The 25,462-nt window shown below is 53.5% G+C and carries 23 protein-coding genes and 1 pseudogene; 16 read left to right on the top strand and 8 right to left on the bottom strand.

Going from position 1 to position 25,462, the window contains the following annotated elements; translation table 11 throughout:
- The first annotated feature begins 12 nt into the window (after nt 1-12).
- Nucleotides 13-984, top strand: a complete 972-nt coding sequence (locus tag ACO0U8_RS15405; RefSeq protein ID WP_421671148.1) for a nuclear transport factor 2 family protein — start codon at nt 13-15, stop codon at nt 982-984.
- Here the strand turns inward: ACO0U8_RS15405 and ACO0U8_RS15400 are convergent.
- Nucleotides 967-1,896 carry a LysR family transcriptional regulator gene (locus ACO0U8_RS15400; RefSeq protein ID WP_379671678.1) on the bottom strand — a complete coding sequence of 310 codons (930 nt, stop codon included), beginning with the start codon at nt 1,894-1,896 and terminating at the stop codon, nt 967-969. The genes ACO0U8_RS15405 and ACO0U8_RS15400 overlap by 18 nt on opposite strands.
- A 119-nt stretch (nt 1,897-2,015) precedes the next feature.
- On the opposite strand from ACO0U8_RS15400, the gene ACO0U8_RS15395 reads away from it, so the two are divergent.
- Nucleotides 2,016-3,113, top strand: a complete 1,098-nt coding sequence (locus tag ACO0U8_RS15395) for an alkene reductase (protein WP_133625280.1) — start codon at nt 2,016-2,018, stop codon at nt 3,111-3,113.
- Nucleotides 3,114-3,285: 172 nt separating this feature from the next.
- Here ACO0U8_RS15395 and ACO0U8_RS15390 read toward each other — a convergent pair.
- Nucleotides 3,286-3,675 (bottom strand): annotated as a pseudogene (locus tag ACO0U8_RS15390) (Hcp family type VI secretion system effector); the annotation flags it as partial.
- A gap of 185 nt (nt 3,676-3,860) precedes the next feature.
- Here ACO0U8_RS15390 and ACO0U8_RS15385 point away from each other — a divergent pair.
- The 4 genes from ACO0U8_RS15385 (at nt 3,861) to ACO0U8_RS15370 (ending at nt 6,963) form a co-directional block, all read left to right on the top strand.
- Nucleotides 3,861-4,397 (top strand): DUF2778 domain-containing protein, encoded by a 537-nt coding sequence (locus ACO0U8_RS15385; protein WP_421671147.1) that lies wholly within the window; start codon nt 3,861-3,863, stop codon nt 4,395-4,397.
- On the top strand, nt 4,369-4,623 hold the full coding sequence (locus ACO0U8_RS15380; RefSeq protein ID WP_421671146.1) for a hypothetical protein: 255 nt from the start codon (nt 4,369-4,371) through the stop codon (nt 4,621-4,623). Before ACO0U8_RS15385 ends, ACO0U8_RS15380 begins: the two co-directional genes overlap by 29 nt.
- A gap of 191 nt (nt 4,624-4,814) precedes the next feature.
- Nucleotides 4,815-5,960 carry an FMN-dependent L-lactate dehydrogenase LldD gene (gene lldD / locus ACO0U8_RS15375; protein ID WP_390975954.1) on the top strand — a complete coding sequence of 382 codons (1,146 nt, stop codon included), beginning with the start codon at nt 4,815-4,817 and terminating at the stop codon, nt 5,958-5,960.
- Between the two features lie 163 nt (nt 5,961-6,123).
- Nucleotides 6,124-6,963: a MetQ/NlpA family ABC transporter substrate-binding protein gene (locus tag ACO0U8_RS15370; protein ID WP_421671145.1), complete on the top strand. Its 840-nt coding sequence runs from the start codon at nt 6,124-6,126 to the stop codon at nt 6,961-6,963.
- A gap of 80 nt (nt 6,964-7,043) precedes the next feature.
- On the opposite strand, the gene mntP is transcribed toward ACO0U8_RS15370, so the two are convergent.
- Both mntP and ACO0U8_RS15360 read right to left on the bottom strand, forming a co-directional pair.
- Nucleotides 7,044-7,616, bottom strand: coding sequence for a manganese efflux pump MntP (mntP, locus tag ACO0U8_RS15365; protein WP_056775123.1), 573 nt, complete (start codon nt 7,614-7,616; stop codon nt 7,044-7,046).
- Between the two features lie 354 nt (nt 7,617-7,970).
- Nucleotides 7,971-9,047, bottom strand: a complete 1,077-nt coding sequence (locus ACO0U8_RS15360; RefSeq protein WP_421671144.1) for a membrane-associated sensor domain-containing protein — start codon at nt 9,045-9,047, stop codon at nt 7,971-7,973.
- A gap of 307 nt (nt 9,048-9,354) precedes the next feature.
- Between ACO0U8_RS15360 and kup the strand changes: the two genes are divergently transcribed.
- The gene (gene kup / locus ACO0U8_RS15355; protein ID WP_421671143.1) at nt 9,355-11,229 is read left to right on the top strand and encodes a low affinity potassium transporter Kup; all 1,875 of its coding nucleotides are present in this window, start codon (nt 9,355-9,357) and stop codon (nt 11,227-11,229) included.
- A gap of 45 nt (nt 11,230-11,274) precedes the next feature.
- On the opposite strand, the gene ACO0U8_RS15350 is transcribed toward kup, so the two are convergent.
- On the bottom strand, nt 11,275-12,066 hold the full coding sequence (locus ACO0U8_RS15350) for a hypothetical protein (RefSeq protein ID WP_421671142.1): 792 nt from the start codon (nt 12,064-12,066) through the stop codon (nt 11,275-11,277).
- Between the two features lie 207 nt (nt 12,067-12,273).
- On the opposite strand from ACO0U8_RS15350, the gene ACO0U8_RS15345 reads away from it, so the two are divergent.
- The 8 genes from ACO0U8_RS15345 to ACO0U8_RS15310 all read left to right on the top strand — a co-directional run bounded on the left by ACO0U8_RS15345 (nt 12,274) and on the right by ACO0U8_RS15310 (nt 20,051).
- On the top strand, nt 12,274-13,041 hold the full coding sequence (locus ACO0U8_RS15345; RefSeq protein WP_122096901.1) for a basic amino acid ABC transporter substrate-binding protein: 768 nt from the start codon (nt 12,274-12,276) through the stop codon (nt 13,039-13,041).
- Nucleotides 13,042-13,101: 60 nt separating this feature from the next.
- On the top strand, nt 13,102-13,866 hold the full coding sequence (locus ACO0U8_RS15340) for an amino acid ABC transporter permease (RefSeq protein WP_056775108.1): 765 nt from the start codon (nt 13,102-13,104) through the stop codon (nt 13,864-13,866).
- Nucleotides 13,853-14,575, top strand: coding sequence for an amino acid ABC transporter ATP-binding protein (locus ACO0U8_RS15335; RefSeq protein WP_421671285.1), 723 nt, complete (start codon nt 13,853-13,855; stop codon nt 14,573-14,575). Before ACO0U8_RS15340 ends, ACO0U8_RS15335 begins: the two co-directional genes overlap by 14 nt.
- Before the next feature lie 53 nt (nt 14,576-14,628).
- Entirely contained in the window at nt 14,629-15,516 is an 888-nt protein-coding gene (locus tag ACO0U8_RS15330) for a serine hydrolase domain-containing protein (RefSeq protein ID WP_421671141.1), read from the top strand.
- Nucleotides 15,517-15,585: 69 nt separating this feature from the next.
- Nucleotides 15,586-16,599: an ROK family protein gene (locus tag ACO0U8_RS15325; RefSeq protein WP_421671140.1), complete on the top strand. Its 1,014-nt coding sequence runs from the start codon at nt 15,586-15,588 to the stop codon at nt 16,597-16,599.
- Between the two features lie 79 nt (nt 16,600-16,678).
- A complete protein-coding gene (locus ACO0U8_RS15320) occupies nt 16,679-17,851 on the top strand; it encodes an MFS transporter (RefSeq protein ID WP_056775098.1) in 1,173 nt (390 codons plus the stop codon).
- A 102-nt stretch (nt 17,852-17,953) separates the two neighbouring features.
- Nucleotides 17,954-18,778, top strand: a complete 825-nt coding sequence (locus ACO0U8_RS15315; RefSeq protein WP_056775095.1) for a Cof-type HAD-IIB family hydrolase — start codon at nt 17,954-17,956, stop codon at nt 18,776-18,778.
- Between the two features lie 787 nt (nt 18,779-19,565).
- The gene (locus tag ACO0U8_RS15310; protein WP_162997903.1) at nt 19,566-20,051 is read left to right on the top strand and encodes a helix-turn-helix transcriptional regulator; all 486 of its coding nucleotides are present in this window, start codon (nt 19,566-19,568) and stop codon (nt 20,049-20,051) included.
- Nucleotides 20,052-20,119: 68 nt separating this feature from the next.
- On the opposite strand, the gene ACO0U8_RS15305 is transcribed toward ACO0U8_RS15310, so the two are convergent.
- The 3 genes from ACO0U8_RS15305 to ACO0U8_RS15295 form a co-directional block, all read right to left on the bottom strand.
- Nucleotides 20,120-20,704, bottom strand: coding sequence for a helix-turn-helix transcriptional regulator (locus ACO0U8_RS15305; RefSeq protein ID WP_056775089.1), 585 nt, complete (start codon nt 20,702-20,704; stop codon nt 20,120-20,122).
- Between the two features lie 473 nt (nt 20,705-21,177).
- The gene (locus ACO0U8_RS15300; RefSeq protein ID WP_056775086.1) at nt 21,178-21,717 is read right to left on the bottom strand and encodes a glycine zipper family protein; all 540 of its coding nucleotides are present in this window, start codon (nt 21,715-21,717) and stop codon (nt 21,178-21,180) included.
- A gap of 15 nt (nt 21,718-21,732) precedes the next feature.
- On the bottom strand, nt 21,733-22,098 hold the full coding sequence (locus ACO0U8_RS15295; protein WP_056775083.1) for a hypothetical protein: 366 nt from the start codon (nt 22,096-22,098) through the stop codon (nt 21,733-21,735).
- A gap of 750 nt (nt 22,099-22,848) precedes the next feature.
- Between ACO0U8_RS15295 and ACO0U8_RS15290 the strand changes: the two genes are divergently transcribed.
- A complete protein-coding gene (locus ACO0U8_RS15290; RefSeq protein WP_421671139.1) occupies nt 22,849-25,410 on the top strand; it encodes a YadA family autotransporter adhesin in 2,562 nt (853 codons plus the stop codon).
- Nucleotides 25,411-25,462: the final 52 nt, after the last annotated feature.

Raw genomic sequence — 25,462 nt, 5'->3', positions numbered from 1 at the left:
GCAGGGTAATAAATGAACTGTTTATTTCATTCTTCGGTGCAGAGCCTGAATACGTTTTGTGAAGCCTGGTCCGGTAACGCTTGCTCCGACAATAGCCAATGGCTGGCCCCCTCGGTCAGATTAGTCAGCAGTCATCGTGGAACCGTTTCCGGCCGTGAAAATGTCACCGCCCTTTTGCAAAATGACTTTGCTGACCTGGACAACGTGTCCGTTACGCTGACAAACACCGTTGAGCGCAGGAACGATAAAGATTACGTCGCCAGTGCATACCTGCACGGACAGGCTTCGCGCACAGGTTCCGGACGTCATAACCCGGTACGGTTCGGGGGGACGGTCGTGATGAGGGCTGGCACAGATGAAGCCCAACCTGTGATCCATACCCTTCACCTCCAGATACACTGGACCTCAGGTGCAAGACAGTTGTTATCGGGATGGCAGCTACCGGCTGAAGAGTCCGGCTGGCATCAGGGATTTCCGCCAGTCGCCATTATCAGTGAACTTGATGCTCCCTGGCATATTGTGCCAGAAAACCACCGTGCTACGGGTGACGAACAGGAGGTGATCGATATCTGGTATCGCTACGCGTGGGCGCTGGACCAGGCAGATTTCACACTTTTCAGCACATGCTTTAGTGAAAACGCCGCGGGTAACTTTACCCCCCTGGGCTATATCTCCGGGAGACGAAATATCATTGCCGCCATGAAAGCCTTCCGGCTTCCGTGGCCCTGGATGCAGCATTTTGGTAAACCTCTGAAAGTATGTGTCCACCCAGATCGCCAGTCGGCCTTCCTGATAATAGGCCGGGTTATTGCCGAGAAGACGCATGATTCAGTGGGTCGCAAAATCTACGGCGCGCATTACCGGGTTGGAATGGAAAAAGACGCTCACAACCAGTGGTCAATTTGCTGGAGCGAATATAATCCTGGCTGGCTTTCAACAGACGATGTATCCGGCATTGATACTGCATTACCGCGCAACAGATGAACGCTGCGCGGTCGACAAGCGTGCCGGCAACTCTTTTTTCAGTTCTTCAATCAAGGCTCTCACTTTAGGAAGGACCGTGTGGGTCCTGGGCCACATTGCAGAAATGGGGGTGGGCGGTGCCTGAAATGTGGGTAGAATTGCACGAAGCTGCCCCTTTTTGATGGCATCACCACATAACCAGTCAGGAAGTTGCGTCACCCCACATCCGGCAATAGCCGCTTCCAGCATGGCTTGACCATTATTAAAACGGTAGGCTGAGGAAACAACATGCCTTACAACGTGTCCCTCTTTGCCCCGGATTAGCCAGTAAGTTTGCCCGTCTGACGGTAACCCTGAAATGCATCTGTGTGATGAAAGCTCACGAAGATCAATGGGGGTGCCTGCTCGTTCCAGATATCCCTCAGAGGCGCAAATGATAAGCTTTTGCTCGCCAAGGCGGGTGGCAACCAAATCACCTGAGTCAGGCAGGGGACCAAGCCTCAGCGCGAGGTCAAAGCCGTCTGTCGCCGGGTCGCGAACCCGATCACTGAAATCAACTTCGATGTTCAGGGTCCGGTATTTTAACGCCATGATATTGAGTAAGGGCATAATGAAAAGATGCCCAAAGGCCACGGGAACCGTCAGCCGCATCAGTCCAGACGGCTCCACTATCCCCGCCTCTATTATGCTTTCAGCATCTGAAATCATATCCAGAGCAGCAGTGCAGCGATTGAAATAGATCTCACCTTCCGGCGTCAGCGACAGGCTTCGCGTACTGCGGTTGAGTAAGCGAACCCCCAGGCGGATTTCCAGACGCTTGATGCTTTTACTGAGTGCAGAGCGCGTCACGCCTAAACCCTCAGCTGCAGCAACGAAACTGCCTTTTCTGACAACTTCAGTAAATTCCTGTACGCCATTGAGTTGTGCCGTCACAAATATTGGTTCCTTTATCTCAACACTGAGGGGCTTTTTGCCCAGGTAATCATGGCCTTTAAATAAGGATAAGATCGTTGCTAACAGATTTTTACCATGAAATGGCGTCAGGAGACAGAATGAGTGAGTTGCTGAATATCTATACAATGAATGGAATAAAGCTTAATAATCGTGTCGTTATGGCACCAATGACCCGATCGCGGGCCTATGACCTTGTTCCCACTGACAGTATGGTCACCTACTATCGCCAGCGCGCAACAGCAGGTTTAATTGTTTCCGAAGGTTCACCTGTTTCAATGGAAGGCCGTGGACAGGCTTACACGCCGGGAATTTACACTGACGAACAGATAGAGGGATGGAAAAAGGTGACAGAGGCAGTACATGCGCAGGGTGGGAAAATATTCATCCAGCTTTGGCACGTAGGACGTTCCTCACACATTGCTCACCAGCCTGATGGGCAGGCCCCGGTCAGCTCCGTCTCACGCGTTGCAGAAGGCTGCACCACTCACATTCCTGGTGATAACTGTCAGTCTGTACGCGTATTTCACAGCCAGCCCCGCGCATTAGCAACGGATGAAGTCCCGCGGGTGACACAGGATTTCGTTCAGGCAGCTAAAAATGCCATCGAGGCGGGTTTTGACGGAGTGGAGATCCACGCAGCTAACGGCTACATCTTCGAGCAATTTATCAATGGTGGACTTAACGACAGAACAGATCGTTATGGCGGTAATATTGCCAATCGTCTGCGGTTTACGCTGGAAACTGTGGATGCTATCTCTGCAGCCATCGGGAGTCATCTGACAGGTATCCGTATTGCACCCTTTGGCCGCCTGCAGGATATGCATAGCTTTGATGATGAGCAGGATACCTGGTTATCTTTAGGTATCGAACTGCGTCGTCGACATCTCGCATATGTGCATTTGAGCGATCAGGAATCTCTCGGAGCTCAGGCCATTCCTGCTGGTTTTCTAACAAAGTTTCGTGAGGCCTACGAGGGAACTCTTATCGTCGCAGGCAGCTATACACAGGCGCGTGCAGAAATGGCACTCAGAGAGGGGTTTGCCGACTTAATTGCATTTGGGCGTCCTTTCATAGCCAATCCAGATCTCGTTAAACGCATGAAAAATGGGTGGCCGATAGCTATTCCTGATAAAGATACGTTCTATACCGGGCGAGATGCAGGTTATATAGATTATCCCACGCATCACGTCGATTAAGTTCCCAGAAGCTGGAACGTATCCGGAATGCCTCCGATCTTAAAACAGCTCCGGTTTTCAGCCATTCGGAGAGGAGGAATTCTATTAATAGTGAATTGCCAAATAAATACCCATATTTCATATAATTACTTTGTTAGAGTGGTTTTTTACATCATCGGCCCCCGAACCCCTGATTAAGCTGCGAATTTCCGGACATTCTCACGTTGGGCATGCCCGGATTTACGCCGGTAATCTTCACCCCCTCAAGCGTCATAATAAAATAAGCCTCTTACCTGCCGGCATCATTAATGCGATACCAGCGGATTTCAGCGGACTTTAACGTTTGTCCTTTAGCGACTGCTTTATACAAATAAGGGCTCGATGAATCGAAATCTTTTTCAAGCATCATCGGAGAGTGGGTGCGGGTTCCGGTAATACTGCCGCTACGGCTGTCGACGGGAATATTCAGACCGTGGCTGAAACCGATGATCTCAATACTTCCCTCCCGATTTGCAACATCCACAGAACCTTTAATAGCAGCACCACCGTCATTGCAGAGCCACATATAAGCGGGTATTGGCATGGTTGTCATTTCCTTAAAAAAAACGAGCTTTACGTTATGCCCTTAATGCCATTTTGGGCAATTAGTGGATGTTGTAATATATTGACTTTTCAGAAGTTTATTATCAAATAAAGCATTTTAAGTGCCTGTTTTTTGTGGTGTGATTACCGTGTTTTTCTTTTAGCTAAATTTCACAAGGAGTTTTCATGGCTATACAAGGGAAATTTGTGATCAACGATGCCGATTATTCCCCCCTTAGTGTCAGTGGTGTGGGGACGTTCATGGCATTTTCAGGGAATGGGGCCTATCGCAATCGCGGAGGGTGCGGAAAAATTGCAGGAAATGGACCAATACCCACGGGCCGATATTGGGTTGTTGAAAGAGGGGGCGGTGGTTTTTTTTCAAAAAAAGTCGCGTGGGTAAAAGACAGTTATAACAAATATCACAGTGGCGCGGAGTTTAGACGTTCAGAGTGGTTTGCACTCTATCCTGATGACCGGAGCATAGACGATATGACCTGGATTGAAGGCGTTAAGCGAGAGCACTTTCGCCTGCACCCTGGGATACTCTCTGACGGTTGTATAACACTGGCCAACAATTCAGATTTCGCCAAGCTGAGAAATGCGCTGCTGCATACCAGGCTGATGGAAGTGCCCTGCATGAAAGATCTCATGGCATATGGATATATAGAAGTCGTTTACGGTGGATTTCGCCATGCTGACACTTGTGCGCTGGGTAGCTAAGTCTGCACTCCTGGTTCTCCTGTTCTGCACCGGAGCCATGCTTATTGCTCCCGCTACATTTATCAGTTTGGATACGGCCAATAGTTTTGCAGAATGGACGTATGGTGATGTAAATCAGGAAAATTTTGATGATTTGTGGGTTTTGACCTGGATCGCATGCTCGATGCTGTTCTCTTTGGCGGGGTACTTTCTGATTATCAGGATCGCCCGAAAAATGCGCCGTTAGTGGCGCACTCATATTTCGCTCCAATTCCCCATATTTCCTGCCGGTAAACTTCTCCTTCACCCCGCAGTATTTCTGACCTTAAAAACACCCGCATTCGTTGTCATTGTTTTCTCAGGGGTTGTGTTTATCAACTACACTTCTGACACCCCTACAGCGCCGCTAAAAAGAGCGCAAGACAACGAGAAAACATCATGATCATTTCAGCATCGACGGACTACCGCGCGGCGGCAAAAAGTAAGTTGCCGCCATTTCTGTTTCACTACATCGACGGGGGGGCTTACAACGAGCATACGCTCAGACGTAACACCGCCGATCTGGCTGATATCGCCCTGCGTCAGCGCGTCCTGAAAAACATGTCAGATCTGAGCCTTGAGACGCAGCTGTTTGGTGAAAAACTGGCGATGCCGGTGATCCTGGCACCCGTCGGTCTGACCGGTATGTATGCCCGTCGCGGTGAAGTGCAGGCCGCGCGCGCGGCGGCGAAAAAAGGCATTCCCTTCACCCTTTCCACCGTTTCCGTTTGCCCGATTGAAGAGGTTGCGCCGGCTATCGACCGGCCAATGTGGTTCCAGCTTTACGTGCTGAAAGATCGCGGATTTATGCGCAATGCGCTGGAGCGCGCGCAGGCGGCAGGTGTCAACACGCTGGTGTTTACCGTGGATATGCCGGTGCCGGGCGCACGTTACCGTGATGCCCATTCCGGCATGAGCGGCCCGAACGCGGCCGCCCGTCGTATGTTGCAGGCGGTGATGCACCCGCAATGGGCGTGGGATGTCGGCCTGAACGGCAAGCCGCATGACCTCGGTAATGTTTCCGCCTATCGCGGGAAACCGACCACGCTGGAAGATTATATCGGCTGGCTCGGGGCGAACTTTGACCCTTCCATTTCATGGAAAGATCTGGAGTGGATCCGCGAGTTCTGGAAAGGCCCGATGATCATTAAAGGCATTCTGGACCCGGAAGATGCCAGAGACGCGGTGAAATTCGGCGCTGACGGCATTGTGGTGTCCAACCACGGTGGCCGCCAGCTCGACGGTGTGCTCTCCACCGCCCACGCGCTGCCCGCCATCGCCGATGCGGTGAAAGGTGACATCACGATTCTCGCGGATTCCGGCATCCGCACCGGTCTGGACGTGGTGCGCATGATCGCGCTCGGCGCAGACAGCGTGCTGCTTGGTCGTGCTTTTGTGTATGCGCTGGCCGCAGCGGGCGAGGCGGGAGTGATTAATTTGCTTAACCTGATTGAAAAGGAGATGCGTGTAGCGATGACGTTGACCGGGGCGAAGACCATCGGTGAGATTGGCGCCGGATCGCTGGTGCGCGGCGCGGGGCGGTGAAACGGCAGCCTCAGTGGCATCTCAATTTTCCAGATATCCAAGAGAGAAATGCGCATAAGTAACGCTGTACGGATGTGTCAGCATAGGTGTGTCTGGGGTGCGCCCGTCGGGGCGAAAAGCCGCCATCACACTTATTCTAAAGGCTTATCTGAAGGGAATGCTTATGCTGAAAAATCTTGTTCTGCCGTTTTCTGCCCCCGTTTCCATTGCCGGGCGTTTGTCGGCTGTGGCGTTGTTACTTTCTTCCGTTTCGGCCTGGGCCGCGGAGCCGTTGCGGGTGCAGGCTGATGCCGTGCCGCACGCCGAAATTCTGGAGTATGTGCAGAAAATTGACCCCGGCCTGAATCTGAAAGTGATCGAAATTCCCAGCGGACTGAACCCTAACGAACTGCTGGCGCATGGCGATATCGACGCTAATTATTTCCAGCATGTGCCGTATTTGCTGTCACAGGAAAAGGCGCTGAAGGTGAAGTTTGTCGTGGCGGCGCAGGTTCACATCGAGCCGCTGGGCGTCTATTCCAGCCGTCATAAAAGCTATGCGGATGTGCCGCAAAACGGCACCGTCGCCGTGCCTAACAACGAAACCAATCTGAGCCGCGCGTTGTATTTATTGCAAAGCCAGGGGCTTATCACGCTGAAGGCCGGCTTTAACGATCCGGCTAAAAATCAGGCCACGCCGCGCGACATTGCCACTAACCCGAAGAACCTGAAAATTCTGGAAGTGGAATCCCCGCAGATCCCGCGTTCTTTGCCGGACGTTGATCTGGCGGTGATTAACGGTAACTTTGCGCTGGAAGCGGGGCTGAGCCCGGCGAAGGATGCGCTGGGTCTGGAGAAAGCGCAGGGCAACCCGTATGCCAATATTCTGGTGACCACGGAGAAACTGCAAAACGATCCACGGATTAAGCAACTGGCGAAAGACCTGCAATCGCCGCAGGTGGCGCAGTTCATCAGTGAAACGTTCAAAGGGTCGGTGTTGCCGGTGACCGCGGCGAAAAGCTGACAGGATCTGAGCAGGCGTAAAACGCAAAAAAGGGAACCGGAGTTCCCTTTTTTCATGTCTTCAGCTGGCGTTCTGAACGATCAGTTCAGCAGCCCGAGGTGTTCGACCAGGATGGATGTGCCGATGCCTATCAGCACAACGCCACCCAGCACTTCGGCCCATTTTCCGATGGCAGCCCCTAAAAAACGGCCCAGCAACATGCCTGAGGTGGCCATGATGGTGGTGGCGGCACCGATGGCGAGCGCCATCACCAGGATGTTAACCTGCAGGAAGGCGAGGCCGACGCCCACGGCCATCGCATCGAGGCTGGTGGCAATGGCGGTGGTGACCAGCAGCCAGAATCCGTGACGGTGCGGTATCTCTGTCTCTTCGCCGGTGTCTTTCTTAAATCCCTGCATAATCATACGGCTGCCCAGCACCAACAGCAGGGTGAACGCGACCCAATGATCCCACTCCATGATGAACTGTGTGGCTGCAAGGCCAATGGCCCATCCGATCACTGGCGTAATGGCTTCAATCACGCCAAAAATAATCCCGGTGCGTAACGCTTCTTTCAGCGGCGGGCGGTGCAGGGATGCGCCTTTACCGATTGCCGCAGCAAACGCATCCATCGACATGCCGAACGCCAGAATAACGACCGTATAAAATTGCATAAAACAGACCAGTCAGGCCTTTCGTCGAACAAAAGGCGCCTTATTAAAAGAGGCGTGCAGTTTGCCACAGAAGATAAAATAAAAAAACCATAATATTCAATCAGTTATAGCATGCGTTAAGAATGTTAGCACAGGCTATATTTGTATGAAAAGGCTTCAAAACTGCAAGGGTATTGGTGGTTGAGGAGGAAAAACGTGAGTTATCATAATAATTTACGCGCCCGCTTAATTATGCAGCGGGTCTTATTTTGAGCAGGAGGCAGCGGTGGGTGACGGATGAGCCGCTGACGGGTGGGAAAGATTTTTTCCTGCGTCCGGTTTTCCCTTCGTCTGAATCTGCAAAATCAACGCTGCTTACTGGCACCAGCGGTTGCGGCCCTGTTCTTTTGCCCGGTAGAGCGCGGCATCGGCGGCGGCAATCAGTTCGTCAACGCGTTTTCCCTGATCATAACCGGTCACACCCATGCTGACGGTGACGTGTTCGCTCACCTCTGATTGCGCGTGAGGCATGGCCTGCTCGCTGATTTTGGCGCGAATACGTTCAGCCACGGCGATGGCTTCCTCAACGGATGCGCCTGGCAGCAGAACCAGAAACTCTTCCCCGCCATAGCGTGCGACCAGATCTTTCGGGGTGCGCACGGCGTCTTTCAGCGCGCGGGCGATCGCCACCAGACAGTGATCGCCGGCCTGATGCCCGTAGTGATCGTTGTAGCGTTTGAAATAATCGACATCCAGCATGATCAGCGCAAACGGCAAACGCTGAGCTACCGCCATGTCCAGATGGCTTTCCATTCCGCGCCGGTTGGCGGTTTCGGTCAGCGGATCCTGGCTGGCCAGCGAGTCCAGATAAGAGATCAGCACCAGATTATCCTGATGGCGTTGCCAGTTTTCGTCGAACCAGTGCTGCAAAATATGACGCCCGTAAATCAGAATCAGCGAGAAAAGACACCAGATAACGAAAAACCGCAAATTAAGATCTGAATACAGACTGATGTTGGACAGTAACGCGGATAACCACAGCGGAGTGGCGTACAGCAATAATCCGCGGGGATAAAAGTAGAGTGCTGACAGTGCCGTGAGGATCAGAATGATGACCAGCGGATACGACACCGGCAACTGCCATAAGGTGACAAAGTAGTAGCAGCTGTATGCCCAGATTGCCCCCGTCAGCAGGAACACCAGATCGAACAAAAGACACCGTAACGACGTCAGCCGCTTTTCCCCGATAAAGACGACGCCGAGGCTGCCCGCCGCCAGGGCGATCACCACGCCCATGGTGATGTCGATGATGTCCAGCACAGAGGCGGGTACCGGGGGAACGGCGGCATCGGCATGGCCGAAAATCTGGCTGCGGCACAGAACGATGACCGCAAAACTGAAGTTGATGAACGCAAACCAGGGCACACTTTTTGAGAGCGCGTAGGCAACCATCTCCTCACGCCTTTTCCACAGCGGCAAATTGATTGTTGGCGGTTTTCTTTTCTCGCTCACCATGGGATTGACCTCAGACATTGGGCGATAAGGACGGACAAACAATGTCACCCCGCAGGGTAACGGCATTAAAGTAATAGACACATTCTTGTCAAAACACCAAACACGGTCACGCTTTGCGCTGAAAAAATCCGCTTCTTTCTGTGAGTTATGGGCATTTTTCTGCCCGCAGCAGGGCAAATCCACACCAGCATCTATACTGCGTGAATGGGGCCGCAAAGGCTTCCCCAACACATGGCGAAGACGCATGAAACACATACAAAATAAGTCGTCGCTGCTCAGCGCGACGACCGCCTGCATCGGTGTCGTTTATGGTGATATTGGTACCAGCCCGCTTTATACCTTGCGCGAATGTCTGACCGGACAGTCCGGGATCACGCTGACGCAAAGTTCGCTGTTCGGATTTTTGTCGCTGATTTTCTGGTTGCTGATGCTGGTGGTGTCAGTGAAATACATCAGCTTTGTGATGCGCGCAGATAACGACGGGGAAGGCGGGATCCTTACGCTGATGTCGCTGGCGGTGCGTCACCTGAATCCGCGCTGGGTGCCGGTCATTATGTTTCTCGGCCTGGTCGGCGGCAGTTTCTTTTATGGCGACGGCGTCATTACGCCCGCGATCTCCGTACTTTCCGCCATTGAAGGGCTGGAGCTTATTGCGCCGTCTTTCGATCGCTTTATCATTCCGGCGGCCGTTGCGGTGCTGACGCTGTTGTTCTTCATTCAGAAAAACGGCACCGGCAGCGTGGGGAAAATCTTTGCGCCGGTGATGGTGGTGTGGTTTGTGGTGCTGGCGATATTGGGGATCGGCGGGATTATGCGTAACCCGGACGTGTTGCAGGCGCTGAACCCTTACTGGGCGCTGCATTTTTTTGTCGAATTCAAAACGGTGTCGTTCTTCGCGCTGGGCATGGTGGTGCTGTCGGTGACCGGCGGCGAAGCCTTGTACGCGGATATGGGGCATTTTGGTAAGAAACCGATCCGCATCGCGTGGGTTGTGCTGGTTGGCCCGTCGCTGGTGATGAATTATTTCGGTCAGGGCGCGTTGCTGCTCAGCCACCCTGACGCTATCCAGAATCCTTTTTTCCTTCTGGCGCCCGGCTGGGCGCTGATCCCGCTGCTGGTGCTGGCGACGCTGGCGACGGTGATTGCCTCGCAGGCGGTGATTTCCGGCGTGTTCTCCCTGACGCGTCAGGCTGTGCGCATGGGGTATCTGCCTCCGATGCGCATCATCTATACCTCTGACGTCGAATCCGGACAGATTTACATCCCGGTGGTCAACTGGCTGCTTTACGTCGCGGTGCTGATCGCCATTCTCAGCTTTAAACATTCGAGCAATCTGGCTTCGGCCTACGGGATTGTGGTCACCGGTACCATGGTCATCACCTCTTTGCTGATTGGGATTGTGATGGTGAAAAACTGGGGATGGAAAACCTGGGCTGGCGGGCTGGTGATGACGCTGATGCTGCTGATTGACGTACCCTTGTTTGCCGCGAACCTGACAAAACTGTTCTCCGGCGGCTGGCTGCCGGTGGTGATCGGCCTGACCATTTTGCTGATTATGCTGACCTGGAAAACGGAGCGTTCGCGGTTGTTGCGCCGGTTGCGTCAGGATCCGGAAGCGCTGGAAGCCCTGATCACCTCGCTGGAAAAGGCGCCGCCGAAACGGGTGCCCGGCACCGCCGTGGTGATGTCGCGCGGGTTGTACGAGGTTCCGCTGGTGTTACTGCACAATCTCAAACATAACAAGATCCTGCATGAGCGGGTGATTTTGCTGACCATGATCACGGCGGATGTGCCTTATGTGCACAACGTGAGACGCGTGAACATTGAACAGCTTTCACCGACATTCTGGCGGGTGATCGCCAATTATGGCTGGCGTGAAAAACCTAACGTAGAGGATATTTTGTATCGCTGCGGGCTGGAAGGGCTGAAATGTACCATGAACGAAACGTCATTCTTTATGTCCCGCGATACCTTTATTCTCGGCGATCCGCGTCCGTGGTATCTGAAAGCGCGGGGTAAACTGTTCCAGGTGTTGCAGCGCAACTCGCTGCGCGCGCCGGAGCAATTCCATATTCCGCCGAACCGGGTGATCGAGCTGGGGGCTGTGGTGAAATTCTGACGGCTATCACCGCGTATTCAGGCTGAATACGCGGTGATAAGAGGGCTACGCCTGCGGGGTTTGCGTCAGGTTTGTGACGTCCTGCGTGGCAGATTCCTGTGAGGTTTTCGCCTGCTCATTGGTAACCGGTGCGGCTGGCGTCGCAGTTTGCGTTTGCTCAGTGGTGACCGGTGCGGCTGGCGTTGTCGCCTGCGTTTGCTCAGTGGTCGCCGGTGCGGCTGGCGTTGCCGCCTGAGTTTGCTCAGTGGTCGCCGGTGTAGCTGGCGTTGCGGCCTGAGTTTGCTCAGTGGCAGCCGGTGTAGCTGGCGTTGCCGCCTGAGTTTGCTCAGTGGTCGCTGGTGTGGCTGGCGTTGCCGCTTGTGTTTGCTCAGCGGCTGCCGGGGCTTCCATTTGGATATTCGGCAGTGAAGGCACAGGTTCTGCCGGAATGGATTCTGACTTAGGTTTTGGCACCGGTGTAGCGGCACGCACTAAGAAGGTGGGTTTGAGATCCGCCACAGAATAGGTGACATGGCTAATCACATCGCTGGATGTTGTGACGTCGACAGGGGAAATCGACACGCGGCCAATCAGCGAACGGGCATAGCCGCCCACTTTATGTTTGCCCTCAGGCAGTTTGACCTCCAGAGACTCGCCGACGCCCAGCGCTCCGGCGTCTTTGTCATCCACGGTCACGTAAAGTTTGGTGCCATCATCGGTTTTCGTCGGGATATGCGTCACGGTTACCCGCGTCGAGCCGAAATCGAAAGCCGGTGCCTGTTCGGCGGTTTTCGGTTTTGCGCATCCTGTGAGGGCAAAAACGGCTGCAACGGCAGCAAGGGTAAAACGATAACTCATAGTTCGGTATCTTCCTTTGAGGGATTTTTGTGATCTGCGTATCAATATACCCGATCTGAGGATTGAGATGAATGCGATGACGGGGAACTCGGAACAATCTTCTCTTCAGTTTGTAACCGCCACACAACTTTAAGTTGAAGCGCTTCGTCAATTTGTGTATTTTTATGCAAATTATATGCATAAAAACACAATTACACAGGAGTGACCATGCTTAAGTCCTTAATTCTCACCGGGTGTCTGCTTTCTTCTTTAATCACATCAGCCTTTGCCGCACAAACGACCTACGTTGTCGGTTCCGGCGGCACTTACCGTCCGTTCGAATATGAAAACAGCCAGAAACAGCTGGAAGGTTTTGATATCGACATCATCAAAGCCATTGCCAAAGCGGAAAACTTTGACATCAAACTGGTGAACACGCCGTGGGAAGGTATTTTCGCTACGCTGAATTCCGGCGACCGCGACATCATCATTTCCGGCATCACCATCACCGACAAACGTAAAGCGATGGTCGATTTTTCCGCGCCTTACTTCCCGGCCGAACAGTCCATCGTGGTGCCTGTGGATTCTAAAGTGGATTCCGTTGCCGCGCTGAAAGGCCAGAAAGTGGGCGTGGTGAACTCCAGCACCGGGGATATCGTGGTGTCCGACACGCTGGGCAAAAATAGCACCGACATCAAACGTTTTGATAACACGCCGCTGATGTTGCAGGAACTGGCGGAAGACGGCATCGGCGCAGCCGTCGGCGACGTGGGCGTGGTGAAGTACTACATCAAATCTCATCCTGAAAAAGCCCTGAAACTGGTGCCGGACAGCAAGTTTGAGCGTCAGTATTTCGGTATTGCGGTGGCGAAAGACAACACCGAGTTGCTGGGTAAAATTAACGCCGGTTTGAAGAAAATCGTGGCTGACGGCACCTACGCGAAAATCTACGAAACCTGGTTTGATAAGAACGTTCCAACGCTTCCCGCTCAATAATATTTTCAACACGAACAACGTTAATCAGGGGCGGTAATACGCCCCTGAACAAGGACAGGTATGACCGGATTTCGCTGGGAGATAATCTCAGAATACGCGCCGCTGTTTGTCGAGGGCGCGCTGATGACCATCAAATGCACCATTATTTGCGTCATTTTAGGCACCAGTTGGGGGTTGCTGCTGGGCCTCGGCCGCATGGCGCGCGCCGACGACGGCCCGTGGAAACACATTCTGCGCTTTGCCGTGCAATGGCCGGTGCGCATTTACGTCAGTGCGTTTCGCGGTACGCCGCTGTTTGTGCAGATCATGGTGGTTCACTTTGCGCTGGTGCCGCTGTTTATCAATCCGCGTGACGGCATTCTGGTCGCTAACGGCCTGATGTCTTCGGAGTTTGCCCGCGCATTACGGTCTGATTACGGCGCGTTTTTATCCTGCGTGGTGGCGATCACCCTGAACGCCGGAGCCTATGTCTCCGAGATTTTCCGTGCGGGTATTCAGTCTATCGACAACGGTCAGATGGAAGCATCCCGTGCGCTGGGGATGGGCTGGGGCAAAACCATGCGCAAAGTGATTTTGCCGCAGGCATTCCGCCGCATTCTGCCGCCGCTGGGGAATAACGCCATCGCGATTGTAAAAGATTCCTCGCTGGCTTCGGCGATTGGCCTGGCCGATCTGGCTTACGCCGCACGTACCGTTTCCGGCGCTTACGCCACCTACTGGGAACCCTACCTGACCATTTCACTGGTTTACTGGGTGCTGACTTTCCTGCTCTCGCTGCTGGTTCAACACATGGAAAAGAGGTTTGGCAAAAGTGATTCACGTTAAGGATTTACAGAAACAGTTTGGCGAAACGCACGTGTTGCGCGGCATTTCCTGTGACATCGCAGAGAAAGAAGTGGTGTGCATTATCGGGCCTTCCGGCTCCGGCAAAAGCACCTTCCTGCGCTGTCTGAACGCCTTGGAAAAGCCCAACGGCGGTGAAGTGGTGGTGAACGGTTTTGCGGTGCATGATCCGAAAACCAATCTGAATACGCTGCGTTCCGGCGTGGGCATGGTGTTTCAGCGCTTTAATCTGTTCCCGCACATGACCGTGCTGGAAAACCTGATCATGGCGCCAATGTCGCTGAAAGGGTTGTCGAAAGCCGAAGCGGTCATGCGTGCCGAAAAGCTGCTGCAAAAAGTCGGGCTGATCGACAAAATCGACGCCTGGCCTTCCAGTTTGTCCGGCGGCCAGCAACAGCGCGTGGCGATTGCCCGTGCGCTGGCGATGGAACCGTCGATCATTCTTTTCGATGAACCGACGTCTGCGCTGGATCCGGAACTGGTGGGTGAAGTGCTGGCGGTAATGAAACAGCTGGCGCTGGAAGGCATGACGATGGTGATCGTCACGCACGAAATGGGCTTCGCCCGTGAAGTGGCCGACCGCGTGGTGTTTATCGATCAGGGCGTGATTCAGGAACAGGGGCCGCCTGAGCAACTGTTTACCGCGCCGGAAAATCCGCGAACACGTGAATTTTTGAGTAAAGTATTGTAACCCGACGGGCGCTTTCATCAGCGCCCGTTTTCTTTCATGCCATGAGGTCAGTCATGCCTGAATTCCATTCTTATTGTATTTCCGCCTCGGGTGAGGAAAGGAGCGAAGGCGATGCCGATGCCCGCTTTCCTTACTGGAGCTTCACCAAAACCGCGATCGCGATTTGTGCGCTGAAGCTGCGTGAAAACGGCGCGGTGGATCTGGACAGAGGGATTGACGGCGAGGCTTACACGCTGCGCCAACTGCTCAGTCACACCGCCGGATTGCCGGATTACGGCGCACTGAAGGCTTATCACGACGCGGTGGCTCCCGGTGATCAACCCTGGTCACGCGACAGGCTACTCAGTGCCACGTTAGCCAACGGCATGCTGTTTGCGCCAGGCGAGGGCTGGTCTTATTCCAATGTCGGCTACATGTTGGCGAGGGAACACATCGAAGCCGCCTCAGGACGGAGTTTTGCCCAACTGGTGGCTGACTTCATCACGACACCGCTCGGGCTGACCAGCATAACCCTTGCCGCCACCCGCGAACAGTTCGCCCGGCTTCACTGCGCCGCCGCCGGCACTTACCATCCGGGCTGGGTGTATCACGGCTGCCTGACCGGCAATGTGCGCGACGCGGCCAGACTGTTGCACGGGTTATTCAGCGGCAATCTGCTGAACGCGGCGTCGCTGGCCGACATGCAGGTGACCCGTCTTCTCGGCGGTGCCCTTGCAGGGCGGCCATGGACCGAATGCGGTTACGCGCTGGGGCTGATGAGCGGCGCAATGGGCGAGAGCGGGCGGTCTGTGGGGCATTCTGGCGGCGGGCCGTCATGCGTGAATGCTGTCTACCACTTCCCGGATCTGCGCGAAGCGGTGACCGGTGCCTGTTTTACCGACGGGCATGACGAAGGTGTGGCCGAAACAGAACTCACCCGACGCGTGCTGAACATGGGGTAACCGCAGGCGCTTACCGGTTCCACTTTGTGCTAAATTACCCGCCATTCTTACCTGTCTGCCCGAGGCCATATGTTTACTCCGCTCAACCGTACAACCCGTGAAATGAAAATCAATAATGTGGTGCTGGTCACCCATGCTTTGAAATCACTGGGCTCTGCGACCAAAGCTGAGCTGGCGGTCGCGACGGGGCTGAGCGTCGCCACCTGCGGCACCGTGCTGAATGAACTGAGCGGCAGCCGTGAAGTGCTGGCGCTGGAACGTGAGGTGTCGCGCGGTGGCCGCCCTGCGCAGCGGTATGCGTACAACCCGGATTATTTCTCGGTGCTGAGTATTTATGTGCAGGGAAGTGACGCCGCCGCACAGATCGTCTGGACCGTGAATACTGCCATTGGCGGATGTCTGGCGCAGGGTGAAGAGCGGTTTCTGCCGCAGGACCGGCAGGGGTTTTATCACCTTGTCGCCGGTATCCTGGCGCAGTATCCGAACATCACCGCGCTGGGGCTGGGGTTGCCGGGGGTGGTGGTGAAAGGGCAGGTCGCGACCTGCGACATCAGCGCCTTCGCCGGTGTGCCGGTGGAGCAGGAGCTGCGCGAGCGTTTCGCTATTTATGTGCAGGTGGACAATGACATGAACTACACCGCCTACGGTTTTTACCGCAGCAGCTGCGCCGGAGTCACTGCGCCGGTGGCCTATATTTTCAAACCGGAAGTGCCTTGCCTCGGTTGTGGCATGGTGATCAACGGGCAGGTCTTGCAGGGCGCCAGCCAGTTTGCCGGTGAAGTGTCTAATCTGCCGTTCAGCGGGATGGATAAACTGCCGGTGGCCGACGAAATGTCAAAAGTCATTGTCTCGCTGGCGGCGATCATCAACCCAATGACTATCGCGCTGTCCGGCCCGAAAATCAGCCAGGCGCTCATCCCGGAATTACTCGCGCGCTGCCACCAGCACATTCCACAGGAGCATATGCCTGAACTGGTGTACAGGCCGTCGATGCGTCAGGATTATTTGCAAGGCATCACCGAACTGACGTTAAACAACTATAACCGTCACGTCGCCTTCAGCACGCAGACCGGCGCGCATTGACTTTAGTTTCCGGACGCCAATATACTCGGCACTTATTAAAAGACTTTTAATAACTCATCTGACCGTCGGAGAACGCCTTTTGTCACTCTCATCTGAACTACCTGATACGCCTGACCACATCGGGAGCCCGGCCAAACGGGTCGCTACCCGCTCAATCTTTTTTGTCACCGGCATGGCGATGGGACTTTGGGCCGCGCTGGTGCCCTACGCGCAGTTACGCACGCATTCGGAAGCAGGGGATCTCGGCCTGCTGTTGCTGTGCCTCGGCGCCGGTTCGTTACTCTCCATGCTGGGATCCGGACGGCTGATTGGCCGGTTTGGCTGCCGGGGGGTGATCATCGCCTCGGTCATTTTGTATTGCCTGATGCTGCCGCTGCTGGCGTTGTTTAGCGACATCTGGCTGCTGGCGGTGAGCCTGTTCATTTTCGGCATGGGCATCGGGCTGGCAGATGTCTCGGTGAACGTGCAGGGAACGCTGGTCGAGCAGGCCGCGGATAAGCCGCTGATGTCCGGTTTTCACTGCTTATGGAGCGTCGGCTGTATCGCCGGAGCCGGCGGCGGTTCGTTACTGCTGAGCTCGGGCGTTTCACCGCTCGGCAGTACGTTTTACGCCATCGCACTGGTGATTATCGTGACCGCGTACTCCTGTCGTGGCCTGTTGCCGTTTGGCGCGCACGAGGAAGAGCACGTTGAAGGAAAAGCCAAACCACGGCCTAACTTCCGCCTGGTACTGATGGCGGTGATGGCCATGATCTGCTTTATGGCCGAAGGCGCGGTACTTGACTGGGGCGGCGTATTCCTGACGCGCGAACGTGGTCTGGCACTGGAACATGCGGGCTGGGGTTTTGCCGTCTTTGCTGTCGCAATGTCGCTGATGCGCATGACCGGCGACGCCATCGTCAGCGCGCTGGGGCGTAAACGTGTGCTGGTGGTGGGCGGCATTTTGGGCATTGCCGGTTATCTGATGGTGGTGCTGTTACCGGGCTGGATCCTGCCACTGTGTGGTTTTGCGCTGGTGGGCATTGGTGCGGCGAATATCGTGCCGGTGCTGATCACCCTCGCAGGGCAGGAGAAAGTCATGCCGGTCAATATGTCGGTGGCGATGGTGGCGACGCTGGGTTATCTCGGCGTGCTCGGCGGCCCGGCGCTGATCGGGTTTATCGCGCATCTCTCAAGCCTGTACGTGGCATTCTCTGGCGTCGCGGCGGCTTTCCTGATCATCACCTTCGGCGCGTACAAATTAAAATATTAATGATTTTGGGATAACTGAGTCACACTGAACCGCGGGCGGGTCGTAAAACGCCCGCTTTTTTTCTGTTTTCGCCTTTTATCATCTGACCCTGTAGGAGCTGCAATGGCCGTAAAACTTATCGCCGTCGACATGGATGGCACGTTCCTGAATGAATATAGCGAATATAACCAGGCGCGTTTTAGCGAGCAGTATCAGGAATTATTGCGTCGCCGTATCAAATTCGTGGTTGCCAGCGGCAACCAGTATTACCAGCTGAAATCCTTCTTTGATGAGCTGGATGACCAGATCGCCTATGTCGCCGAAGGTGGCGCTTACGTGGTCGATAAAAAGCAGGAGCTGTATTGCGCCAGCCTGGAGCGTGAACAAGTCTCTCAGGTCCTGCAATGGATTGGCCGCACGCCAGGCATCAATAACCTTGTCTGCGGCAGAAAAGGGGCTTACGTGCTCGAGGGCACCGATGAAGAGTTCATCCGTCGCATGAGCCATTACTACCACCGTCTGAGCAAAGTGCCGACCTACGCGCACATCGATGACACTATTTTTAAATTTGCGCTCAGCTATGTGGAAGATGACGTGTATCCGCTGATGGGGGAAATCACCCAGCAACTCGGCAGCATTGTTGCGCCGGTCACCAGCGGCCACGGATCGATTGACCTGATCATTACCGGTAATCATAAAGCGAACGGCCTGAAGAAAATCCAGCAGCGTTATGACATTCGCGATGAAGAAGTGATGACCTTCGGTGACAGCGGGAACGACCTGGAAATGCTCAGCTACGCCGGATACGGTTTCGCGATGGAAAACGCCTCTGAACCGGCAAAAGCGGCTGCCAAATACCGTGCGCCATCCAACCGGGAAGAGGGCGTGCTGAAGGTGATTGATGACTGGCTGAATGGCCGTGCGCCATTTGACGTTAATCACGGCTGACCAGCCCATGCAGCCACGTCAGCGGCCAACGGCCCTCTGGCGTGGTTGTGCGTGAGCGATTCGTGCGGAAAATCTTATAGATCTCACTAATTAGAAATTTCGCGAAAAAAACGCGAAAATTCTTAGTCAGCCTGCTCGAATGCAGTGAGAATGTTTATGTGTTGTGACATAGTGTAAATGGCAAGTTAAATTTAAACGCCTTTTATTTTCAGCATGTAAATGTCAATCAGACTGCAATAATAATTCCTCAACAATCCCCCCAGGCACTATATCTGTCAGAACAGCCTTCCTGCTGGCATTATTCACCTTTCGTTTTCTGTTTTGCGGTTTTTAATTCTGCGGGCAGGGCTTTTTTGTAGATTATCGCGAAAATTTCTTAATATTCTGAATTGCGCTCTCTGCCGGTACGGGCTCTCGACAATGTTAAGACTGAGAATTATGATTGTTGCGTTGAGAGAATTATCCTAAGGCAGTAAAATAAGGCACTGACATATTATGTCGTAATGTGTCAGCAAAGAGAACGCATAAGGGGTTCTGGTTTAGTTAAGGTTTAACAGGGAAGGGCAAACACAGTTTATATATCGCTTACGCAACCCTGCATGGCGCGGCGGGCGGAAGGTATTACTGATATTGCAGTTTATTTTTAATGGAACAATTTATGAAAGACACAGTGATAATCCATTCCGGCCATTATGAAATGCTGGCGATTTCGCACATTCTTAAAGAAGCAAAAGTGAAGCCGCGATCTTATTCATCATTAACGGAATTCTTTCGTTCAGGGCCTGGAATGAGCGTGGGTTTTATTATTCTGGAAGTGAAAGAAGAGTCCTCAAACTTTGATGCCGCCATAAAGTTTTTGCGCAGGCTGAGCTTTTATTACACCCCGCCACAAATTATTGTCATGACCAAAATAGAAAAAGCCGAGAAGCTCAGTTTACTGGCAGAACTTCAGGTAGATATGATCATCTCCGAGCAGGAAGATTTTTCTATTCTCAGAAAAATGTTGATCACCGGCGTGACCGACCTTAACTATCACATGGCGGTGAGCCCGTTCCTCAAACAGAAAGATAATGATTTTACCCGCGCGGCGAAAAAGCATTTAACCGAGATGGAATGGCAAGTGCTGAGTGCCATACAGCAAATGAAAAGCAACGCCACCATTGCCTGTAAACTCGGACGCAGCGTTAAGACGGTCAGCACGCATAAAAGAAATGCGATGAAAAAGCTGGGGCTGAAAAACTCGATTGAGCTTTATAAATACCTGATGCAGTAACCGGAGAAAGGGCGTGAGGATGAGGGTGTGATGAGGACCCTCACTGCACGGGCAGAGAGGGGGTGGCGTCAGATGGAGTGGTTGAGCACTTTATTTAGGTAGTTGAACAACTCTTTTGTACTCTTCAGTTTTAACTTCTTCATGGCGCTGTATTTGTAGTAATAGAGATTTGAGGCCGGTATTGCGGTGATTTTCTCGATATTTTTCATCTTAGCGTTCTTCGACAAACACCGCAGTAAAATCGCTTCATTTTTCGTCAGAATGAAGTCCTCAATGAAAGGCAATATAGATTCATATTTCCCCGTCAGCAGGCTATCGAAAAAGAAAAACACTTTAGATAATGCATTGTTTTTGCACAGGTGAAAGTCTGACAACCGGCTGTTAACAATAACATTATCGCTAAGAATGATTATCTTGCAGTCTTCTTTGGTGTTCGTTTTTAAGTTATAAATAAACTTGTCTATGTCGTATTCAAAACTCACTGCGCCGGGTTCGATAATGTAAATATCGAATTTCTGGCTATTCTTATCTAAGGCGTATTCTGCGCTGATTTGATTAAAAATAATGCTCTTTGATGTGTTAATCAGAGAGAAGACATTCTCCAATCCCAAAAAAGTCAACGTGCATGAGTCAATAATTGCAATCCGCAACATTAATTCATTCCTTTAAATTAAAAAAATTCCATTTGATAAACGGGTTGTGACTCTGATGGTTTACCTCCGTTATATTCATCCATCATTCTGGCATTTATAATATATAGTATTATTCCTACCGTCAATGTAAGTGAATTTAAAACATTATATAAATGTCATTAAATGTTTCAAAAATAATTTCGCAACAGGTTGAAAATAAAAGAATTTTAAATGACAGTGAATGAAATATATTATTGGCGTCGGATTATTTTGCAAATCTTTATTGAATACTAGAATATTCCTACATAAGCAGACAAACCTTACAAAGATATATCCCCTCCCGTTGATTGAAATCAACGTATCAGCCAGGGGTCTTTTGGTTCATTTCTCAGAGCGGTGCAAATATAGCCAGTGTGCGGCCAGTAATGAAATAAGGCTGCCGGAAGCGGGCAGCCTTTAAGCGGTGTTTACAGTGTGTCAGTGAACCTGAGCGGTCAGGGGACGTAATCAGGTGGCACGCCGCTGTCCTCCTGAGGCGCCGGGTTGTAATCCGGCGGTACCGGCGACTGCGGCGGGGAATACTGATTATCACTGTAACCGGCGTCAACCGGCACTTTGTTGCCTTTGGCATACATGCACTGGGTGTAAACCGTGTCGTACTGATCTTGCAAATCGCCGCTGCTGGCACCGGCGCTGTTGCTGCCCATGGCGCTGCCGATCAGTAATCCGCTGCCCGCGCCGATCAATGCTCCCGGTCCGGCATGACCGGAGGCGGCGCCGAGCAAAGCACCTGCCGCTGCACCGACCACCGTCCCTGCCGCCGCCGTGCCCGCCGCATTATTACTGGCGGTTTCTGCGCCGCCGTTAACACTGCCGTAAGCGGCGTTGCGGCAGGACATTTCATCCATCCGGAACGACTGATAACTTTTACCGGTGCCCGGCAGCACCATTACATCAGGCCGGGTAGGGGGCGAAACGCAGCCCGTCAGCGCTGCGGCCAGGGCGAGCATTGCCACCGGAGTAAACCTGTTCATCACTTTTATTACCTGTTAACGGGGTGCTGAATCGCCCACTACCACTTTCATCCATCCCCGCGGACAAGCGGGAACGCGCGGGTAATAGCCCGCCGGATTCTGGCAGTAATACGCATAGTTTGGCGTTTTCTCAACGTAAGTCTGTGGTTGCGCAGGCGCAACATAGACCACTGGCGGCGGCGGATAATAGACCGGCGGCGGGATGCCGATCACCACGTTCGGACCATACCAGCCACGGCCATAGCCACCGTGCCGGTAATAGCCATGCCCATAATAGCCGTGTCCATAATAACCTTGTCCGTAATAGCCATAGGCGAACGACGCTGAACTGACGGACATCAGTACGCCAGCGGTCAGCATCAACAACAGCAGCCTCTTCATAACCACCTCTGAGATAGAAAACCCGTTGCGCGGAGTCGTAAAAAAAAGCCACTTCTCCTGAGGCTAAAGATACTCTGCTGCCAGCGGAAAGGTTGGCGTGGAATTAGGGGGAACAGGACAAGGATGCGTCAGCAATTGTGTGTAAAAAATTCCGGAAACGCGAAATACTGACGTTCGCTGCAATAAAACCCTCTCCCTTTCAACCGCCCGCAAAGATAGCGAAAGTGAAGGCCATTCACCGGTATTTTCCTCGCTTAAAGTTCGCTCTTAAATATCCGGCTCATAAAGCATTTTATTTCCTGAATAATAACTGGTGTAAATCAAAAATAAACGATTTTACAATTTAATTACCTGCGTAAGTTATATTATTAAAGCGTTACGGCAGGTAATTTAAAATTGATTTTTTCGGGTTTACCTTTTTAAAAATTGTCTGATAGCATAATCGCTTCTCCTGAAATCCGTTTTAATTCTCTGAGTGTTATTGCTGTTAAGTTCAATAAAATCAATGCATTGTGAATTTTGTATTTTTCATTTTTTTATTTCATTGAATTCAGGAGTGAAGCCGTTATTGCATGACTGAATGTCGGAGAGAGATGTTTGTAAAAACGTTAACGGCATTCAGGCGTTAATTATTTCATCGTTCAGTAAATACCGGCATTGAAATATGCCCGCCTTGGGCCGCAGCGGCCTTATCCGCTGCAAATGATCTGTACACACTACTCATGGCATGGAGCCACAAAGGGAGTTGAAATGATTAAAATATCTCGTCTGACCTGGAATTTTGCATCGAAAGTCCGGTTCGTCACGGGGGAGTTGGCAGGGCAAAAGATAAAACGGATAAGTGGCCTGACGGGTATCGTGGCCGCGACGCTGATATCTTTACCGGCCAATGCGCAGGGTGCCGTTCAGGCAACAGGGGGTGCGGAATCTGCAGATAAGGTGGCTGCGGGCAAACGAGCCACCGACGGGCTTAGCCTCCTGCAACTGCAGGCCGTCACCGGCAGCGATGTGCAATACGATACCAACCCGGACGGATCCTTTGACTACAACAACATCACGTTAGGCGGAACAACGTACAGCAGTACGACCAAAAGCGGAGGAACGCGGATCACCAATGTCGCTGCGGGCACCAGTGGCGGTGATGCGGTCAACGTTGATCAGCTCAATGATTCAGTGACGAAAGTCAAAACGCATTATTCCAGCGTGAATGATGGCGGCACGGCGGGAGCGAACTACAACAATGATGGTGCGAAGGGGGCGTATTCGCTGGCCACCGGTGCGGGTGCGACCGTCGATGCCAGTTCAGGCAATGGCGTGGCTATCGGTAAAAATGCCACGGTGAGTTCGTCAAAAGGCAGCGTGGTTATCGGCGGCGATGCCACCGGCAGCTACAGCGTTGCCGGCGCGAATGCTAATCAGGTTGTGATTGGCAACGCGGCCTCAGCCACGGGTGTGTCTTCGATTGCGCTCGGCGATACCGCCAGTGCGACAGCCTCCTCGACCATGGCCTTCGGTTCGGGGGCCAGCGCCAGCGGCACCGGATCGGCAGTGTTTGGCTGGCGTGCGTCAGCCAGCGGCCAGGCGGCGGTGGCGTTGGGTGCGCAGTCACTGGCATCCGGCACCTCCTCTCTTGCTTTTGGCTATGGTGCGACCGCCTCAATCAACAACAGTGTGGCCCTCGGTGCGGGTGCGGTAACGTCTCCGGTAGTGGCGACAACTGGCACGAAGATCCGCGGGAAGGATTATGTTTTCGCCGCAGGGGCGCCCGCAGGCACAGTGAGCCTTGGCGCGCTCGGCAGCGAGCGCACGCTGACCCGCATGGCGGCCGGGCGGCTGAGTTCAGACAGCACCGACGGTGTGAACGGTTCGCAACTATTTGCCACCAATCAGGCCATTGAGAATCTGAATCTCAGCTTCACCGATCTGGATAACCATGCGTTGAAATATGACACCAACGCCGACGGTTCAGTGAACTACAACCGCATGACGACAGGTGGCAGCGCCTATAACAGCAGCACCCACACCGGCGGGACAATATTGACCAACGTGGCGGACGGCTCCGCGCCGAGCGATGCAGTGAACTTCTCTCAGCTGACCGAAACCAATAACAGTATTAACAGCATCTACAGCAGCGGCACGAAATACACCCACGCCAATTCAACCGGTGCTGATTCCTCGGCGACGGGGGCGGACGCCGTGGCGATAGGGCAGAGTGCTGCCGCCAGCGCAACCAACGCGGTCGCTATCGGTAACGGAGCACAGGCGGGCACCGCGAACAGCGTGGCGCTGGGCGATGGCGCAAAAACACAGGCGACGGTCGCCACTTCCGGCATCACCCTTCAGGGGAAAGACTATGTTTTTGCAGGCAGCTCGCCGGTGGGAACGGTCAGCGTCGGCGATACCGGCACGGAACGCACCATCACGAATGTGGCCGCCGGGCAGATCAACGTCACCAGCACCGACGCCGTCAACGGATCCCAGCTGTACGCGGTGACGGATGCGATAAACAACATCAACGGCGGCATGGCGAGTCTGGATACGCTTTCCGTCAAATATGATCTCAACAGCGACGGCACGACCAATTACAGCAAAATCACGCTGTCCGGCGACCCGACCACCCTCACTAACGTTGCGGCAGGCACACAGGACAGCGACGCGGTGAATTATGCCCAGCTCAGCGCGGTTTCTGCCGGGGTGAATAATATCGCCAGCGGGACAGAGGGCATGTTCCAGGTCAGCAATACCAGCAAACGTGCGAAACCTGTAACCAGCGGCAAAGAGGCCACTGCCGGGGGCGCCGGCGCCGTCGCGTCCGGGGATAACAGTACCGCCCTCGGCTCGAATGCCCGCGCTTCTGCCGCAAATTCCGTTGCGCTGGGGGCGGATTCCCTTGCCGATCGCGCCAACTCGGTATCGGTAGGTTCTGCGGGAGCTGAGCGTCAGATAACTAACGTGGCGACAGGCACCCGCGGTACCGATGCGGTCAACGTTCGCCAGTTAACATCGGGCGTCACCCAGGCCAACCAATACACGGATAACAAGTTCGGCGCGTTGAAAAATCTGGTGGATGACAATAATGACAAGCTGAGTGCCGGTATCGCCGGGGCCATGGCGATGGCCAGTCTGCCGCAGCCTTACGCGCCGGGCGCCAGTATGGTGAGCATGGGGGGAGGGACGTATCAGGATCAGTCCTCCGTCGCGCTGGGGGTGTCCACTATTTCTGAAAATGGCAGATGGGTGACCAAAATGTCCGGCAGCAGCAACTCGCAGGGGGAAATGGGCGCCGCCGTCGGGGTAGGGTATCAGTGGTAATGGCGTAATGTATCGAAGGAATGCCCCTGTTGACGGGGGCAAACCTTCAGGG

Origin of the sequence: Rahnella sp. EDr1-12 (assembly GCF_049206505.1) — a bacterium.
Taxonomy (GTDB): Bacteria; Pseudomonadota; Gammaproteobacteria; order Enterobacterales; family Enterobacteriaceae; genus Rahnella; species Rahnella rivi.
This window is presented reverse-complemented; position numbering and strand designations above follow the sequence as displayed.

Bases quoted from the DNA above. Each gene is read 5' to 3' on its own strand.
- ACO0U8_RS15330 (WP_421671141.1), top strand. From the start codon at position 14,629: ATGCCTGAATTCCATTCTTATTGTATTTCCGCCTCGGGTGAGGAAAGG.
- ACO0U8_RS15380 (WP_421671146.1), top strand. From the start codon at position 4,369: ATGCTGACACTTGTGCGCTGGGTAGCTAAGTCTGCACTCCTGGTTCTC.
- ACO0U8_RS15315 (WP_056775095.1), top strand. From the start codon at position 17,954: ATGGCCGTAAAACTTATCGCCGTCGACATGGATGGCACGTTCCTGAAT.
- kup (WP_421671143.1), top strand. From the start codon at position 9,355: ATGAAACACATACAAAATAAGTCGTCGCTGCTCAGCGCGACGACCGCC.
- ACO0U8_RS15340 (WP_056775108.1), top strand. From the start codon at position 13,102: ATGACCGGATTTCGCTGGGAGATAATCTCAGAATACGCGCCGCTGTTT.
- ACO0U8_RS15405 (WP_421671148.1), top strand. From the start codon at position 13: ATGAACTGTTTATTTCATTCTTCGGTGCAGAGCCTGAATACGTTTTGT.
- ACO0U8_RS15300 (WP_056775086.1), bottom strand. From the start codon at position 21,717: ATGAACAGGTTTACTCCGGTGGCAATGCTCGCCCTGGCCGCAGCGCTG.
- ACO0U8_RS15350 (WP_421671142.1), bottom strand. From the start codon at position 12,066: ATGAGTTATCGTTTTACCCTTGCTGCCGTTGCAGCCGTTTTTGCCCTC.
- ACO0U8_RS15360 (WP_421671144.1), bottom strand. From the start codon at position 9,047: ATGGTTGCCTACGCGCTCTCAAAAAGTGTGCCCTGGTTTGCGTTCATC.
- ACO0U8_RS15370 (WP_421671145.1), top strand. From the start codon at position 6,124: ATGCTGAAAAATCTTGTTCTGCCGTTTTCTGCCCCCGTTTCCATTGCC.
- ACO0U8_RS15345 (WP_122096901.1), top strand. From the start codon at position 12,274: ATGCTTAAGTCCTTAATTCTCACCGGGTGTCTGCTTTCTTCTTTAATC.
- ACO0U8_RS15395 (WP_133625280.1), top strand. From the start codon at position 2,016: ATGAGTGAGTTGCTGAATATCTATACAATGAATGGAATAAAGCTTAAT.
- lldD (WP_390975954.1), top strand. From the start codon at position 4,815: ATGATCATTTCAGCATCGACGGACTACCGCGCGGCGGCAAAAAGTAAG.
- ACO0U8_RS15295 (WP_056775083.1), bottom strand. From the start codon at position 22,098: ATGAAGAGGCTGCTGTTGTTGATGCTGACCGCTGGCGTACTGATGTCC.
- mntP (WP_056775123.1), bottom strand. From the start codon at position 7,616: ATGCAATTTTATACGGTCGTTATTCTGGCGTTCGGCATGTCGATGGAT.
- ACO0U8_RS15385 (WP_421671147.1), top strand. From the start codon at position 3,861: ATGGCTATACAAGGGAAATTTGTGATCAACGATGCCGATTATTCCCCC.
- ACO0U8_RS15290 (WP_421671139.1), top strand. From the start codon at position 22,849: ATGATTAAAATATCTCGTCTGACCTGGAATTTTGCATCGAAAGTCCGG.
- ACO0U8_RS15325 (WP_421671140.1), top strand. From the start codon at position 15,586: ATGTTTACTCCGCTCAACCGTACAACCCGTGAAATGAAAATCAATAAT.
- ACO0U8_RS15310 (WP_162997903.1), top strand. From the start codon at position 19,566: ATGAGCGTGGGTTTTATTATTCTGGAAGTGAAAGAAGAGTCCTCAAAC.
- ACO0U8_RS15305 (WP_056775089.1), bottom strand. From the start codon at position 20,704: ATGTTGCGGATTGCAATTATTGACTCATGCACGTTGACTTTTTTGGGA.